Below are 15,139 nucleotides of genomic sequence, written 5' to 3' on the forward strand. Positions count from 1 at the left end.
GAGCCACCCTTTTTATGCTTGCATCGCGGGATTAATCGAGCGTTAACGCCCAGCCCCGTCAGTGCAGGCCCTGGATATAACTGGAGAGGGCTGCGATGTCTTCGTCGCTCAGCTTGCGAGCGATGGTGCGCATGGTCATGGCGTCCCCATCGTTGGCCCGGCCGGCTTCTTCTTTGCGGAAGTCGGTCAACTGTTTGGCGATGTAGGTGGCATGCTGGCCGCTCAGGTGCGGGAAGCCTGCGGCAGCGTTGCCTGCGCCATTGGGCGAGTGGCAACCGGTGCAGGCGGGCAAGCCTTTTTCCAGGTTACCGCCACGGAACAACTGCTCTCCGCGGGCGACCAATTTAGGATCGGCAGCTCCCACGCTACCCTTCTGGCTGGCAAAATACGCCGCGAGGTCCGCCAGGTCCTGATCGTTGAGATTGGTCAGCAGGCCGGTCATTTCCAGCACCGTGCGCTTGCCGTCCTTGATGTCGTGCATCTGCTTGCTCAGGTAGCGTTCACCCTGGCCGGCCAGTTTGGGGAAGTTCGGCGCCGGGCTGTTACCATCCGGCCCGTGGCAGGCACCACACACGGCGGCCTTCGCTTGACCGGCAGTGGCATCACCTTTGACGGGGCCCTCTGCAGCGACGGCAGCGCCTGTGATGCCCAAGGTCAACAGCAGACTCACGATCAGTTTGTTCATCAGCTAATCCAACTACGGCTAAGGGTTTAAGAGTTATCTACCGGGTTTACTCACCATCAAATCAATGACGGCCTGGTAATCCTCAGTACTGCAGTCCATGCACAAACCACGCGGCGGCATTGCCTTGAAACCCTGGGTCACGCACTGCTTCAGCCTGACCATGCAAACTCGGTTGATCCTGTGTAGCCTGAGCGCCGTAAAGCGGAATCAGGGCAGCAGAAGCGAGCAACCGTCGGTCCATACATCGACCTATTCAGGGTTTGAGAGCGTTTTGCGTTCTAATGCGCAATAAAGGTCTTTCGCTCCCGTGAACCTCATCCTTCGCTGGGACAAAGCACACACAAAATCTGCGGCATTATATACTGGCGCTACTGAAACGGAAACGACACCGCTTGCCGCACCCTTTCTCGGCACCGCCCACATCGGAAATCTCATGCAACTCAAGAACCCCATCCTCGGCCTGTGCCAACAGTCCACCTTCATGCTCAGCGCCGCCAAAGTGGACCAATGCCCCGATGACGAGGGCTTTGAAGTCGCCTTTGCCGGCCGTTCCAACGCCGGTAAATCCAGCGCACTGAACACCCTGACTCACGCCAGCCTGGCGCGCACCTCGAAAACCCCGGGCCGCACGCAACTACTCAATTTCTTCAAGCTAGACGATGATCGGCGTCTGGTCGACCTGCCGGGCTACGGTTATGCAAAAGTACCTATCCCGCTGAAGCTGCACTGGCAGCGTCACCTTGAGGCTTACCTGGGCGGTCGCGAGAGTTTGAAGGGTTTGATCCTGATGATGGACATCCGCCATCCAATGACCGACTTCGACTTGCTGATGCTCGACTGGGCTGTCGCCAGCGGCATGCCGATGCACATTTTGCTGACCAAGGCCGACAAGCTCACCTACGGCGCAGCCAAGAACACCCTGCTCAAAGTGCAGTCCGAAATCCGTAAGGGCTGGGGCGATACCATCACGATTCAGCTGTTCTCCGCCCCCAAGCGCATGGGCCTTGAAGAGGCCTACACCGTACTGGCCGGCTGGATGGAATTGGCGGACAAGGGCGCAGAAATCGCCGAGTAACTTTTCTACGGGCAAAAAAAACCCCGGACTTCTTTTGGGGAGGGGAAGTTCGGGGTTCAAGTTCCGGACCGCTAGGGCGGGGTCTGGAATTATCTGCCAACACTTAACACAACATAGGAGCATTGAAGGGCTTCACCACCCATTCAGTAACTCTGAGTGGCAGTTCACAGGTTAAGTTCCGACAGGCTCAAAAAACTATTGGAAATAACTGACGACGGTTTCCGATCTAAACCGCTTCGCCACCACTAACGGTGATGGCAAAGCCGCGGAATCAGTGCGCCTCGTCCCAGTTATCGCCTACGCCTACGTCCACCACCAAAGGCACGTCCAACTGAGCCGCCGCGCTCATATGCTCGCGAATCTTCTCGCTGACCTGCGCGACCAGGTCTTCACGCACCTCCAGCACCAATTCGTCGTGCACTTGAAGGATGACCTTGGCATCCAGGCCCGACTCGGTCAGCCAGTTATCCACCTGCACCATGGCTTTCTTGATGATGTCCGCCGCCGTACCCTGCATCGGCGCGTTGATCGCTGTGCGCTCGGCCGCCGCGCGCTCCTGGGGCTTGTTGGAGTTGATATCCGGCAAGTACAGGCGCCGCCCGAAGAAGGTTTCGACGTACCCCTGATCCGCCGCCTGGGCGCGGGTTCGCTCCATATATTCGCGCACCCCTGGATAGCGAGCGAAGTACACATCGATGTAAGCCTTGGCGGTCTTGGTATCGACGCCGATGTCCTTGCCCAGCTTCTGGGCGCCCATGCCGTAAATCAGGCCAAAGTTGATCGCCTTGGCGCTGCGGCGCTGGTTGGACGTGACCTCATTCAACTCGACCTTGAACACTTCGGCCGCCGTGGCCGTGTGCACGTCCAGGTCATTGCGGAAGGCGTTCATCAGGCCTTCGTCCTTGGACAAATGCGCCATGATCCGCAGCTCGATCTGCGAATAGTCCGCCGCCAGCAGTTTGTAGCCCTTGGGCGCGACAAACGCCTGGCGAATGCGCCGCCCCTCGGCGGTGCGCACCGGGATGTTCTGCAGGTTCGGATCGCTGGAGGACAAGCGCCCGGTCGCCGCGACGGCCTGGTGGTAAGACGTATGAATACGCCCGGTACGCGGGTTGATCTGTTCCGGCAGGCGGTCGGTATAGGTACTTTTGAGCTTGCTCATGCTGCGGTACTGCATCAGTACCTTGGGCAACGGAAAATCATCTTCGGCCAGTTTGGCCAACACTTCCTCAGCGGTGGATGCCTGGCCCTTGCCGGTTTTTTTCAGCACCGGCATGCCGAGCTTCTCGTACAGGATCGCCCCGAGCTGCTTGGGCGAGCCCAGGTTGAATTCTTCACCGGCGATCTCGTACGCCTGGCGCTCCAGCTCGACCATCTTGTTACCCAGCTCGATGCTCTGAATGCCGAGCAGGTCCTTGTCTACCAGTGCGCCCTGGCGCTCGATGCGTGCCAGCACCGGCACCAGCGGGATCTCGATGTCCGTCAGCACACTGGCCAGGCTCGGGATCGCCGCCAGTTGCGCGTACAAGTGCTGATGCAGGCGCAAGGTCACGTCGGCATCTTCGGCCGCATAGGGGCCGGCTTGCTCAAGGGCGATCTGATCGAACGTGAGTTGCTTGGCCCCTTTGCCGGCGATGTCCTGGAAACTGACCGTGTCGTGGTCCAGGTACTTCTTCGCCAGACTGTCCATATCGTGCCGCGTCGCGGTGGAATTGAGCACGTAGGATTCGAGCATGGTGTCGAAGGCGATGCCGCGCACGGTAATGCCCTGGGCAGGGTCGCCACCAATGGCGCAGTTGGCCAGGATGTTCATGTCGAACTTGGCGTGCTGGCCCACCTTGAGTTTGGTCGGGTCTTCCAGCAGCGGTTTCAGGGCCAGCAGAACGGTGTCGCGGTCCAATTGATCCGGCGCGCCGATATAGGAATGGGTCAGCGGGATGTAGGCGGCTTCATGGGGCTGCACAGCAAACGAGACCCCGACCAATTGCGCCTGCTGGGCGTCGATGCCGGTGGTTTCGGTGTCGAAAGCAAACAACGGCGCATCGTGGAGTTTTTTCAGCCACACGTCGAAGGTAGCCTGGTCCAGAATAGTGGTGTAAACCGCCTCTACCGGTACTGATATAACAGCCTCGACCGGCATTTCGGCGGCCGGCGCAACCTCGCTCGCCGATTTGAGCTCGACACGCTTGGCATCGCGCTGAATCTCGTCATACCAGCTCTTGAACTCAAGCAGCGTGTACAGCTCCAGCAGCTTTTCGCGATCCGGTTCGATCAGGTGCAAATCATCCAACCCGATATCCAGCGGCACATCGATCTTGATCGTCGCCAACTGATAGGACAGGAATGCCATCTCCTTGTGCTCCTCCAGCTTGGCCGGCAGGGTCTTGGCCCCACGGATAGGCAGGGTCGGCACAATATCCAGCTGCTCATAAAGCTCTTTGAGGCCGCCATTGACTCCCACCAGCAAGCCGGAGGCGGTCTTGGGGCCAATGCCCGGAACCCCGGGAATGTTGTCGGACGAATCCCCCATCAACGCCAGATAGTCGATGATCTGCTCCGGAGCGACGCCGAATTTCTCCTTAACGCCCTCGATGTCCATCGAGCTACCGGTCATGGTGTTGACCAGGGTAATGTGGCCGTCCACCAACTGCGCCATGTCTTTGTCACCGGTCGAGATCACCACCGGGCGGCTGGCGGCCGCGCTGCTGCGGGCCAGAGTGCCGATCACGTCATCGGCCTCAACGCCCTCGACGCACAGCAACGGGAAGCCAAGAGCGATCACGCTTTGATGCAGCGGCTCGATCTGCAGGCGCATGTCATCGGGCATGCTCGGGCGGTTGGCTTTGTATTCGGCGTACATCTCATCGCGAAACGTCCCACCCTTGGCGTCGAAAACCACGGCAAATGGGCTGTCCGGGTACTGCTTGCGCAGGCTTTTGAGCATGTTCAACACGCCCTTGACCGCACCGGTGGGCAGGCCTTTGGAGGTGGTCAGCGGTGGCAGCGCGTGGAAGGCGCGGTACAGATAAGAAGAACCGTCCACCAGGACGAGGGGCGCTTGGCTCATGAGCAGGATCAACCTTTTCGGCGGGTCAGGCGCTAGAATAGCCGGACCAATGAAAACAAAGGGACAAGGTTATCATGCGTACATTCAATCGCCTGCTGTTGACCGGTTTGATTGCACTCGCTCCGATGGCTGCCATGGCGGCAGACAGTGCCCCTGGAGGTGATCCGGAAGTTACCATTCGCACGGAAGGCGACAAAACCATCCAGGAATACCGCCAAAACGGCTTTCTGTACGCGATCAAGGTCACCCCGAAGGGTGCACCACCGTACTTTCTGGTACGTGCGGACGGCACCGACGCGAACTTCATCCGCTCTGACCAGCCAGATATGCTGATCCCGTCATGGAAGATCTTCGAATGGAAATGATTTCTTAATTTTAACCGGCGCTGCCCACCGCAGCGCCCGTAACGGCAGTTTTAACCATGTCTGTGTTCACCCCCCTGGCTCGGCCTGAGCTGGAAACCTTTCTCGCCCCTTATGGGCTCGGCCGCCTGCTTGATTTCCAGGGGATTGCCGCCGGCAGCGAAAACACCAATTTCTTTATCAGCCTGGAGCAGGGCGAGTTCGTCCTGACCCTGGTTGAGCGTGGCCCGGTGGCAGAAATGCCGTTCTTCATCGAACTGCTCGACGTGCTCCACGACGCCGACCTGCCTGTGCCGTACGCCCTGCGTACCACCGACGGCATCGCTTTGCGCGAACTCAAGGGCAAACCGGCCTTGCTGCAACCGCGCCTGGCGGGCAAGCACATCAAGGAGGCCAATGCACAGCATTGCACCCAGGTTGGCGAACTGCTCGGCCACCTGCACTTGGCCACCCAGGGCGAAAAGGTACTTGAACGCAAGACCGACCGCGGCCTGGATTGGATGCTCTGCGAGGGCGCGCAACTCATTTCGCACCTCAACGAGGCCCAGCAACGCCTGTTGCGCGATGCGCTGGCCGAGATAGACGCCCACAAGGCCGACATCCTCGGCCTGCCGCGGGCGAATGTGCACGCCGATCTGTTTCGCGATAACGCGATGTTTGAAGGCACGCACCTGACAGGCCTGATCGACTTCTACAACGCCTGTTCGGGGCCGATGCTCTACGACGTGGCAATCGCCTTGAATGATTGGTGCTCGGATGCCGATGGCGTGATTGACGGTCACCGTGCCCGGGCGCTGCTGGGCGCTTACGCGGGGCTACGGGCGTTTACCGCGAAGGAAGCCGAGCTATGGCCGACCATGCTGCGCGTGGCGTGCGTACGGTTCTGGCTGTCCCGGCTGATCGCGGCCGAATCATTTGCAGGGCAGGATGTGTTGATTCATGACCCGGCTGAGTTCGAGCACCGCTTGGCGCAGCGTCAACAGGTCAAGGTCCACCTGCCGTTCGCACTTTAAAAGACCGACTCGGCCAATGTGGGAGCTGGCTTGCCTGCAATAGCAGTATCGACTGACACTGCGCTATCGCGGGCAAGCCCACTCCCACAGGGGTTTTATGTTGCGTGTTAGAGCGACTCCAGGCAACCGGCCAGGTCATTGCCGAGCTTTTCCAGTACCTGCTCATAACCCTGCGCGGTAGCTGGCGTATAGCCACCCAACGCATCCAATTCCGCCAACTTCACCGGCAACCCGGCCACCAGGGTTTCGGCCAAGCGAGGTCGCAACGGCGGCTCGCTGAACACGCAAGTCTTGCCCACTTCCTGCAAACGCGCACGCATCGCCGCTACGTGCTGCGCGCCCGGCTGCACTTCGGCGGCCACGCTGAACACGCCAGCATGCTTCAAACCGTACGCCTCTTCGAAGTAATCAAAGGCTTCGTGGAACACGAAATAAGGTTTGCCATCAACGCCCACCAAACGCTGCTTCAGGCGCGCATCCAGCGCGTTCAGGCGTTCTTCGAAGGCCTTCGCATTGCTCTGATAACGCTCGGCATTGGCTGGGTCGGCAACGCTCAGATCGGCCGCCATCCGAGCGGCGATCACACGTGCATTGACCGTGGACAGCCACAGGTGCGCATCCACACTGCCTGGGCGGTGATCGTGATCATGTTCGTCGGCTTCATCGGCATGAGAGTGGCTATCTTCGCCGAAGACGCGCAGTTTCATGCCTGGCAGGTCCTGCACGGCCACCGTTGGCGCCGTACGGCCTTTGAGCACACGCGGCAAAAACGTTTCCATGTCTGGCCCAATCCAGTACAGCAGGTCCACCGACTGCACACGCCGTACGTCGGATGGGCGCAAAGCGAAGTTGTGCGGCGACGCCCCCGGCGGCAGCAACACCTCTGGAACGGCCACGCCGTCCTGCACGGCAGCTGCAATCAGCTGCAACGGCTTGATGCTTGTCAGCACCTTGACCTCGGCCTGAGCGGCACCGGCAACGAACAAACTGGTGACAAATACGACAAAAACGGGAAAAAGTCGGGACACGATGACCACTCGATGGCGTAGGAACGGGTAACATAATAACGTCTCTATCAAATATCTGTCGCCGCTCATGCCTAAAACACCGCTTGCCAGCCGTCCCCACGACCACTCTCACTGCGTGCACACCGCATTGTCAGAGGCCGACACCCTGTGCGCAAAGAAAGGCTTGCGCCTGACCGCCTTGCGTCGCCGGGTGCTGGAGCTGGTGTGGCAGAGCCACAAGCCTTTGGGCGCGTACGACATTCTCGGCGTCCTCAGCGAGCAGGACGGCCGCCGCGCCGCGCCGCCCACCGTTTACCGTGCGTTGGATTTCCTGCTGGAAAACGGCCTGGTGCACCGTATCGCCTCGCTTAACGCCTTTGTCGGTTGCAACCACCCGGAGCACGCGCATCAGGGCCAGTTCCTGATCTGCCGCGAGTGCCACGCCGCCATTGAGCTTGAACAAAAAAGCATCAGCGACGCCATTATCAAAAGCTCTGCCGACGTCGGCTTCAAGGTCGAAGGGCAAACGGTCGAAGTGGTCGGCCTGTGCGCAGGCTGCCAGGGGGTTTGATGAGCAATGCGTTAATCCGCCTGGAGCAGGTCGGGGTCACGTTCGCCGGGCAAAACGTGCTGGAGAACATCGCACTGAGCGTGGAACCGGGGCAAATCGTCACCCTGATCGGCCCCAACGGCGCTGGCAAGACCACCTTGGTGCGCGCCGTACTCGGGCTGCTCAAGCCCCACAGCGGCACGGTTTGGCGCAAGCCCAAGCTGCGCGTGGGCTATATGCCGCAAAAGCTGCATGTGGACCCGACATTGCCGCTCTCCGTATTGCGCTTCCTGCGCCTGGTGCCTGGCGTAGACCGCACCCGCGCCCAGGCTGCGCTTAAGGAAGTCGGCGCCGAACACGTCATCGACAACCCGGTGCAAAGTATTTCCGGCGGCGAAATGCAGCGCGTGCTGCTGGCCCGCGCCTTGCTGCGCGAGCCCGAGCTGCTGGTACTCGATGAACCCGTGCAAGGTGTCGATGTCGCCGGCCAGGCCGAGCTGTACAGCCTGATCACCCGCCTGCGCGACCGCCATGGTTGCGGCGTACTGATGGTCTCCCACGACTTGCACCTGGTCATGAGCACCACCGACCAAGTGGTCTGTCTCAACCGCCACGTGTGCTGCTCCGGCCACCCGGAACAGGTCAGTGGCGACCCGGCGTTCGTGGAGCTGTTCGGCAAGAACGCCCAGAGCCTGGCGATCTACCATCACCACCATGACCACGCCCATGACCTGCATGGCGCCGTCGTCGATACCCCCCACGTTCATGGAGATAGCTGCAAGCATGGCTGATTTTCTGCTCTACGCCCTGCTGGCAGGCTTGGCTTTGGCACTGGTGGCGGGCCCATTGGGCTCGTTCGTGGTCTGGCGACGCATGGCCTATTTCGGCGACACCTTGTCCCATGCCGCCTTGCTGGGCGTGGCCATGGGCTTTCTGCTGGATGTAAGCCCGGCCATCGCCGTGACCGTCGGCTGCCTGCTGCTGGCCGTGCTGCTGGTGACCCTGCAGCAACGCCAGCCACTGGCCTCCGACACCCTGCTGGGCATCCTCGCACCCAGCACCTTGTCCCTGGGCCTGGTGGTGCTGAGCTTCATGCATGAAGTGCGCATCGACCTGATGGCCTACCTGTTCGGTGACCTGCTGGCGATCAGCCCGACCGACCTGGCCTGGATCCTCGGCGGCAGCGCTGCGGTGCTGGTGTTGCTGGTGGCCCTGTGGCGCCCGTTGCTGGCGATCACCGTGCATGAAGAACTGGCCAAGGTAGAAGGCTTGCCCGTCGCAGGCCTGCGTATGGCCTTGATGTTGCTCATCGCCGTGGTGATTGCTGTCGCGATGAAGATTGTCGGCGTATTGTTGATCACGTCGCTGCTGATCATTCCAGCCGCCGCTGCCCAGCGCCACGCTCGCTCTCCGGAGCAGATGGCAATTGGCGCCAGCCTCCTGGGGATGCTTGCAGTGTGTGGTGGCCTGGCGCTGTCCTGGTTCAAGGACACACCGGCCGGGCCGTCGATTGTGGTTACGGCGGCCGCCCTGTTTCTGCTGAGTTTTGTCCTGCCCCGTCGAGGGGTGTAGACTTGCTCGCTTTTTGCGCAAATAGAGAGTCGCAGGAATGAAGCCGTTCACCTCCCGTTATCTGCTCCTTGCCGCATTTTCACTGCTGCTGGGCGCCTGCCAAAGTACGCCGCCCGCTGCCCCCCAGGCTCCGGATCCGCGGGCTGCGGCCATCGCGCAGCTGGAACAAAACCTGGCCAGCAGCGAATTGGCCACCGCCGAAGACCAACTGGCTGCATTGCAGGCCCAATCGCCCAACGACCCGGCACTTGAGGCCTACCAGCGTCAATTGGCCGAAGCCTACCTGCAGCGCAGCCAGATCGTGCTGCAAAAAGGCGACGTCAACGCGGCCGCCACGGCCCTGAGCCGTGCCCGCGCTTTGATGCCCAAGGCCCCTGCGCTGACCGGTGGCGTCAACAGCGCCATCAGCCATGCGCGCAAAGCCGAATTGGACCAGGCAGAAGCTGCGTTGAAAGCCGCTGAGGCCAAGCCTGCCGCCAAGGTCATCGACCCGGCAGCGCCGAGCACCACCGTGGCGCTGAACCTTGCGGATGTTGAAGACATGCGCCATCAGTTGGACGCCATCGCCACCGATGTGGTGAATTACCAGTGCGACGTCAGCATCCAGGTGCCACGCACCCAGGATTACCCGTGGCTGGCCACGTTATTGACCAAGCGGGTGAAGCGAATTGATTCGGGGTATGACCTGAAAATTCACCGGCAAATCCTGAAACATATTCCGGCGCAGGTTGTGCTGATTCCGCGCAAGGCGGATTAAAAGCATCGCAGGCAAGCCAGCTCGCACATTTGAACAGTGTGGGAGCTGGCTTGCCTGCGATGACGATCTAACAAACAACCGATAAGTTAAGCCGGAATCGCCTTGGATTTCGGCTCACGCGCCCACACTCGATGCTGGGCAATCGCCGCAAAGAAGGCCTTGAACGCCTTGGCATCCGCGCCCACGATCAACCCCGCATCCTCCTCCAGTTTCAGCAGGTCCAGCAACGGCTTCACATCGCTGGCTACCGCAATCGCCTTCAGGTGTTTGTAGGCTTCCAGTACGTAATGCAACGCCACGCCATCACCGCTCAGCGCCTTCACGGACTCTTTGCCACCCGGGATAAACACTGCGTCGAAGGCAATGGACGGCATGCCTTCCATCGAGGCGTCGACCGGCAGCGTCTTGCCCTGCGCGGTGGTCACCGGCGCCGAAGTAGGCCCCAGCAACTTGGCATGGGCGCCTTCAGCTTCAAGCGCGGCTTTTAACGCGTCAATGGCCGCACCATCAACGCCGTTGGCTGCCAGAATCGCCACTTTGCGCGTTTTGATATCGCCCGACAGCAAGTTCACCTGGCTCAAGGCTGGCGATTCTTTCAACGACGTTTCACGGGCAGGCACGGTGCCCTTGGTCGGCGCCGGCAAGCCCAGGTTCTGCGCAACGCGCTTGGCCAGCTCCAGGTCGATATTGGCCAGGATCTCGTTGACCTGGCGCGCACGGATGAACTCGCGCTCCACCTTGCCCAGCTCAAAACTGTAGGCCGCGATAATGTGCTCTTTCTCGTGGTGGCTCATGCTGTTGTAGAACAGCGTCGCCTGGGAGAAATGGTCACCGAAGGATTCGCTGCGCTCACGCACTTTGTTGGCATCGACGCGCTCGTAGTAGGACTCAAAGCCACCATCGGTAGGACCAGCAGGGGTTTCTTTCGGCCAACCACCATCAATAGAGTTTGGCTCGTAGGACGCACGACCCTTATCAATCACGGTGCGATGCTGAGCGTCGCGCTGGCCGTTATGGAAAGGCACGACAGGCCGGTTGATTGGAATCTCATGAAAGTTCGGCCCGCCCAGTCGGCTGATCTGGGTATCGGTGTAGGAAAACAGACGGCCCTGCAGCAATGGGTCGTTGGTGAAGTCGATGCCCGGCACGATGTGGCCCGGGCAGAACGCAACCTGCTCGACTTCAGCGAAGAAGTTGTCCGGGTTACGGTTGAGCACCATTTTGCCCAGCGGCGTGATCGGTACCAGTTCTTCTGGAATGATCTTGGTCGGGTCGAGCAAGTCGAAATCAAACGTGTGCTCGTCTTCTTCGGCCACGATCTGTACGCCCAGCTCCCACTCGGGGTAATCGCCGCTTTCAATCGCTTCCCACAGGTCACGACGGTGGTAGTCCGTATCTTTACCGGCCAGCTTTTGCGCCTCATCCCATACCAGCGAGCAGGTGCCGACTGTTGGACGCCAGTGGAACTTCACGAAGCTGGACTTACCTTCGGTATTGATCAAACGGAAGGTGTGTACCCCAAAGCCCTGCATGGCGCGCAGGCTTTTTGGAATGGCGCGGTCGGACATGGCCCAGATCACCATGTGCGCGGATTCCGGTTGCAGCGAAACAAAGTCCCAGAACGTATCGTGGGCCGAACCGCCGGTAGGAATCTCGTTATGAGGCTCGGGTTTCACCGCGTGGACGAAGTCAGGAAATTTGATCGCATCCTGGATGAAGAACACCGGCATGTTGTTGCCCACCAGGTCGAAGTTGCCTTCGTCGGTGAAGAACTTCACGGCAAAACCGCGCACGTCACGCACGGTGTCGCCGGAACCACGCGGGCCCTGCACCGTGGAAAAACGTGCGAACACCGGGGTTTTATGCTCAGGCGTGCGCAGGAAACCTGCCTTGGTCAGCGCCGAATGGTCGCCGTAACTCTGGAAATAGCCATGGGCCCCCGTACCACGGGCATGCACGATGCGCTCGGGGATACGCTCATGGTCAAAGTGCGTGATCTTTTCACGCATGATGAAGTCTTCCAGCAGCGAAGGGCCGCGGGCGCCGACTTTCAGGCTGTTTTGGTTGTCGGAAATCTTCACGCCCTGGTTGGTGCGCAGGGCCTGGCCGGTCGCGTCGGAACGGAATTCTTCCAACGCCTGCAGCTTGGCGTTGGTGTTGCCACGGTCCAGGGTATCAGTGCCCGCGAGTTCACTCTTCGGCGGGGTGGCTGGCTTCTTGGTACTCATCAGTCAAAACTCCTTATTCAAAGTGGCCAGAGCGGTCCCCGGCTCGTTTGAGCAAAACCCCAGGCACGGCACCTGGGAAATCGAGTTGCTTAAGTAGTGACTGACTTGGTTTTGCACCGTTCCTTTTTTATGACCTTTGATCGCGTTATTGCCAAATGACTGGATGAATACGAAATAAATGCTAAGAAACGCTATACGGACAGGCTAAAATGCGCGCCCGGCTAACCGCTGATCCCTTTTCAATGCGCCCCACAAGGTTCGCTACGTGATCGAGTTTCAAAACGTCCATAAAACCTACCGCGTCGCCGGTAAGGATATCCCCGCCCTGCACCCCACCAGCCTGCGCGTCGAGAACGGCCAGGTGTTTGGCCTGATTGGCCACTCGGGTGCCGGTAAAAGCACCCTGTTGCGCCTGATCAACCGTCTGGAAGAGCCCAGTGGCGGCCAGATCAAGGTGGATGGCGAAGAAGTCACTGCGCTGGACGCCAACGGCCTGCGGCGCTTTCGCCAGCAGGTCGGGATGATCTTCCAGCACTTCAACTTGCTGGCGTCCAAGACCGTGGCCGACAACGTCGCGCTGCCGCTGACGCTCGCCGGTGAACTGTCGCGCAAGGAAATCGACCAGCGTGTGGCTGAGCTGCTCGCCCGCGTCGGCTTGTCGGACCACGCCAAGAAGTACCCGGCGCAGTTGTCCGGCGGCCAGAAACAGCGCGTCGGCATCGCCCGAGCCCTGGCGACCAAGCCAAAAATCCTGCTTTGTGACGAAGCCACCAGCGCCCTCGACCCGCAAACCACGGCGTCGGTCCTGCAACTGCTGGCCGAGATCAACCGCGAGTTGAACCTGACCATCGTGTTGATCACCCATGAAATGGACGTGATCCGCCGCGTATGCGACCAGGTCGCCGTCATGGACGCCGGGGTAATCGTCGAGCAAGGCTCGGTGGCCGACGTGTTCCTGCACCCCAAGCACCCGACCACCAAGCGCTTCGTACAAGAAGCCGAACAGGTGGACGAAGGCGAGCAGCGCGACGACTTTGCCCATGTGCCAGGCCGTATCGTGCGCCTGACGTTCCAAGGGGACGCGACCTACGCGCCACTGCTGGGTACCGTCGCACGGGAAACCGGTGTGGACTACAGCATTCTTGCCGGTCGTATCGACCGCATCAAAGACATCCCTTACGGGCAACTGACCCTCGCCGTCACCGGCGGTGACATGGAAGCCGCGTTCGCACGCTTCACCGCCGCCGACGTTCACATGGAGGTCCTGCGCTGATGGACGTTTTCCTGAGTTTCTTCGCCAATATCGACTGGTCTGAAATCTGGCTCGCCACCGGCGACACCATGACCATGCTGTTCGGCTCGCTGTTCTTCACCGTGCTACTGGGGCTGCCCCTGGGCGTGCTGTTGTTCCTGACCAGCCCGCGCCAGCTATTCGAACAAAAAGGCCTGTACGCGCTGTTGTCGCTGATCGTGAATATCTTGCGCTCGCTGCCGTTCATCATCCTGTTGATCGTGATGATTCCGTTCACGGTACTGATCACCGGCACGTCGCTGGGTGTCGCCGGCGCGATCCCACCACTGGTCGTCGGTGCCACGCCATTCTTTGCTCGCCTGGTGGAAACCGCCCTGCGCGAAGTGGACCGTGGCATCATCGAAGCCACCCAGGCCATGGGCGCCACCACCCGCCAGATCATCACCAATGCCCTATTGCCCGAGGCCCGCCCTGGCATCTTCGCGGCGATTACGGTGACGGCGATTACGCTGGTTTCCTACACCGCGATGGCTGGTGTGGTCGGTGCTGGCGGCCTGGGCGACCTGGCAATCCGTTTTGGCTACCAGCGTTTCCAGACCGATGTGATGGTGGTCACTGTGGTGATGCTGTTGATTCTGGTGCAAATTCTGCAAACCGTCGGCGACCGGCTGGTGGTGCACTTTTCTCGTAAATAACGGCCATTGCCGGCACATAGCCGGCAGATGCCCGAACAAGGAGCTTGCTGGATGAAAAAACTACTGGTTGCTTTCGCCGCCGTGGCTGCGTTTTCCGCCCACGCCGAGACCATTACGGTCGCTGCTTCGCCGGTGCCTCACGCCGAGATCCTCGAATTCGTGAAGCCTGCCCTGGCCAAAGAAGGCGTGGATCTGAAGGTCAAAGTCTTCACCGACTACGTGCAGCCGAACGTACAGGTGGCTGAAAAGCGCCTGGATGCCAACTTCTTCCAGCACCAGCCGTACCTGGATGAATTCAACAAGGCCAAAGGCACTCACTTGGTGAGCGTCGGCGCTGTGCACCTCGAACCTCTGGGCGCTTACTCCAGCAAGTACAAAAAACTGGCCGACCTGCCTGACGGCGCCAACGTGGTGATCCCGAACGACGCCACCAACGGCGGCCGTGCGCTGTTGCTGCTGGCCAAGAACGGCCTGATCACCCTGAAGGACCCGACCAACATCCTGTCGACCATCAAGGACATCACCGGCAACGATAAAAACCTGAAATTCCGCGAACTGGAAGCCGCCACCCTGCCGCGCGTGCTGACCCAGGTCGACCTGGCGCTGATCAACACCAACTACGCCCTGGAAGCCAAGCTGGACCCATCCAAGGATGCCCTGGTGATCGAAGGCAGCGATTCGCCTTACGTGAACATCCTGGTGACCCGCGAAGACAACAAGGATGCGGACGCGGTGAAGAAGCTGGTCGCAGCTCTGCACACGCCTGAAGTGAAGAAATTCATCGAAGAGAAGTACAAAGGCGCGATCAAACCGGCGTTCTGATTTCTCCTGATCTGATCGTTCCCACGCTCCGCGTGGGAACGCCTCTCGTGACGC

Annotated in this window: 14 protein-coding genes and 1 pseudogene; 10 read left to right on the forward strand and 5 right to left on the reverse strand. The window is 60.2% G+C overall.

Features of this window, described 5'->3' with window-relative positions:
• Positions 1-58: 58 nt before the first annotated feature.
• Positions 59-685 (reverse strand): c-type cytochrome, encoded by a 627-nt coding sequence (locus AC1RAC_RS25260; protein WP_014716340.1) that lies wholly within the window; start codon positions 683-685, stop codon positions 59-61.
• 33 nt (positions 686-718) lie between these two features.
• Positions 719-926: pseudogene (locus AC1RAC_RS25265) on the reverse strand (cytochrome).
• 192 nt (positions 927-1,118) lie between these two features.
• Here AC1RAC_RS25265 and yihA point away from each other — a divergent pair.
• Positions 1,119-1,760 carry a ribosome biogenesis GTP-binding protein YihA/YsxC gene (gene yihA, locus AC1RAC_RS25270; RefSeq protein WP_003187369.1) on the forward strand — a complete coding sequence of 214 codons (642 nt, stop codon included), beginning with the start codon at positions 1,119-1,121 and terminating at the stop codon, positions 1,758-1,760.
• A 271-nt stretch (positions 1,761-2,031) separates the two neighbouring features.
• On the opposite strand, the gene polA is transcribed toward yihA, so the two are convergent.
• Complete coding sequence (polA, locus tag AC1RAC_RS25275; RefSeq protein WP_054920911.1) at positions 2,032-4,827, reverse strand: DNA polymerase I; 2,796 nt, start codon at positions 4,825-4,827, stop codon at positions 2,032-2,034.
• 74 nt (positions 4,828-4,901) lie between these two features.
• On the opposite strand from polA, the gene AC1RAC_RS25280 reads away from it, so the two are divergent.
• Both AC1RAC_RS25280 and AC1RAC_RS25285 read left to right on the forward strand, forming a co-directional pair.
• Positions 4,902-5,192 carry a DUF2782 domain-containing protein gene (locus AC1RAC_RS25280; protein ID WP_016978788.1) on the forward strand — a complete coding sequence of 97 codons (291 nt, stop codon included), beginning with the start codon at positions 4,902-4,904 and terminating at the stop codon, positions 5,190-5,192.
• A 56-nt stretch (positions 5,193-5,248) separates the two neighbouring features.
• Positions 5,249-6,202 carry a homoserine kinase gene (locus AC1RAC_RS25285; RefSeq protein ID WP_492617083.1) on the forward strand — a complete coding sequence of 318 codons (954 nt, stop codon included), beginning with the start codon at positions 5,249-5,251 and terminating at the stop codon, positions 6,200-6,202.
• A gap of 107 nt (positions 6,203-6,309) precedes the next feature.
• On the opposite strand, the gene AC1RAC_RS25290 is transcribed toward AC1RAC_RS25285, so the two are convergent.
• Positions 6,310-7,239, reverse strand: a complete 930-nt coding sequence (locus tag AC1RAC_RS25290; protein WP_127880425.1) for a zinc ABC transporter substrate-binding protein — start codon at positions 7,237-7,239, stop codon at positions 6,310-6,312.
• A gap of 58 nt (positions 7,240-7,297) precedes the next feature.
• Between AC1RAC_RS25290 and zur the strand changes: the two genes are divergently transcribed.
• The 4 genes from zur to AC1RAC_RS25310 are packed head-to-tail and all read left to right on the forward strand — an operon-like array spanning position 7,298 to position 10,088.
• Positions 7,298-7,780 (forward strand): zinc uptake transcriptional repressor Zur, encoded by a 483-nt coding sequence (gene zur, locus AC1RAC_RS25295; RefSeq protein ID WP_014716336.1) that lies wholly within the window; start codon positions 7,298-7,300, stop codon positions 7,778-7,780.
• Positions 7,780-8,550: a zinc ABC transporter ATP-binding protein ZnuC gene (gene znuC / locus AC1RAC_RS25300; protein WP_072435321.1), complete on the forward strand. Its 771-nt coding sequence runs from the start codon at positions 7,780-7,782 to the stop codon at positions 8,548-8,550. The genes zur and znuC overlap by 1 nt, the downstream gene beginning before the upstream one ends.
• Positions 8,543-9,331, forward strand: a complete 789-nt coding sequence (znuB, locus tag AC1RAC_RS25305) for a zinc ABC transporter permease subunit ZnuB (RefSeq protein ID WP_034129232.1) — start codon at positions 8,543-8,545, stop codon at positions 9,329-9,331. Before znuC ends, znuB begins: the two co-directional genes overlap by 8 nt.
• A gap of 37 nt (positions 9,332-9,368) precedes the next feature.
• Positions 9,369-10,088 carry a PA5502 family lipoprotein gene (locus AC1RAC_RS25310; protein WP_014716334.1) on the forward strand — a complete coding sequence of 240 codons (720 nt, stop codon included), beginning with the start codon at positions 9,369-9,371 and terminating at the stop codon, positions 10,086-10,088.
• Positions 10,089-10,174: 86 nt separating this feature from the next.
• On the opposite strand, the gene katE is transcribed toward AC1RAC_RS25310, so the two are convergent.
• Positions 10,175-12,316, reverse strand: a complete 2,142-nt coding sequence (katE, locus tag AC1RAC_RS25315; protein WP_186527005.1) for a catalase HPII — start codon at positions 12,314-12,316, stop codon at positions 10,175-10,177.
• A 265-nt stretch (positions 12,317-12,581) separates the two neighbouring features.
• Here katE and AC1RAC_RS25320 point away from each other — a divergent pair, with 265 nt between their 5' ends.
• The 3 genes from AC1RAC_RS25320 to AC1RAC_RS25330 are packed head-to-tail and all read left to right on the forward strand — an operon-like array spanning position 12,582 to position 15,085.
• On the forward strand, positions 12,582-13,589 hold the full coding sequence (locus AC1RAC_RS25320; protein ID WP_034129230.1) for a methionine ABC transporter ATP-binding protein: 1,008 nt from the start codon (positions 12,582-12,584) through the stop codon (positions 13,587-13,589).
• Positions 13,589-14,263, forward strand: coding sequence for a methionine ABC transporter permease (locus tag AC1RAC_RS25325; protein ID WP_003187354.1), 675 nt, complete (start codon positions 13,589-13,591; stop codon positions 14,261-14,263). The genes AC1RAC_RS25320 and AC1RAC_RS25325 overlap by 1 nt, the downstream gene beginning before the upstream one ends.
• A gap of 51 nt (positions 14,264-14,314) precedes the next feature.
• Positions 14,315-15,085, forward strand: a complete 771-nt coding sequence (locus AC1RAC_RS25330) for a MetQ/NlpA family ABC transporter substrate-binding protein (protein ID WP_003187353.1) — start codon at positions 14,315-14,317, stop codon at positions 15,083-15,085.
• Positions 15,086-15,139: the final 54 nt, after the last annotated feature.

This window comes from Pseudomonas sp. GW823-FHT02F05 (genome assembly GCF_058797315.1).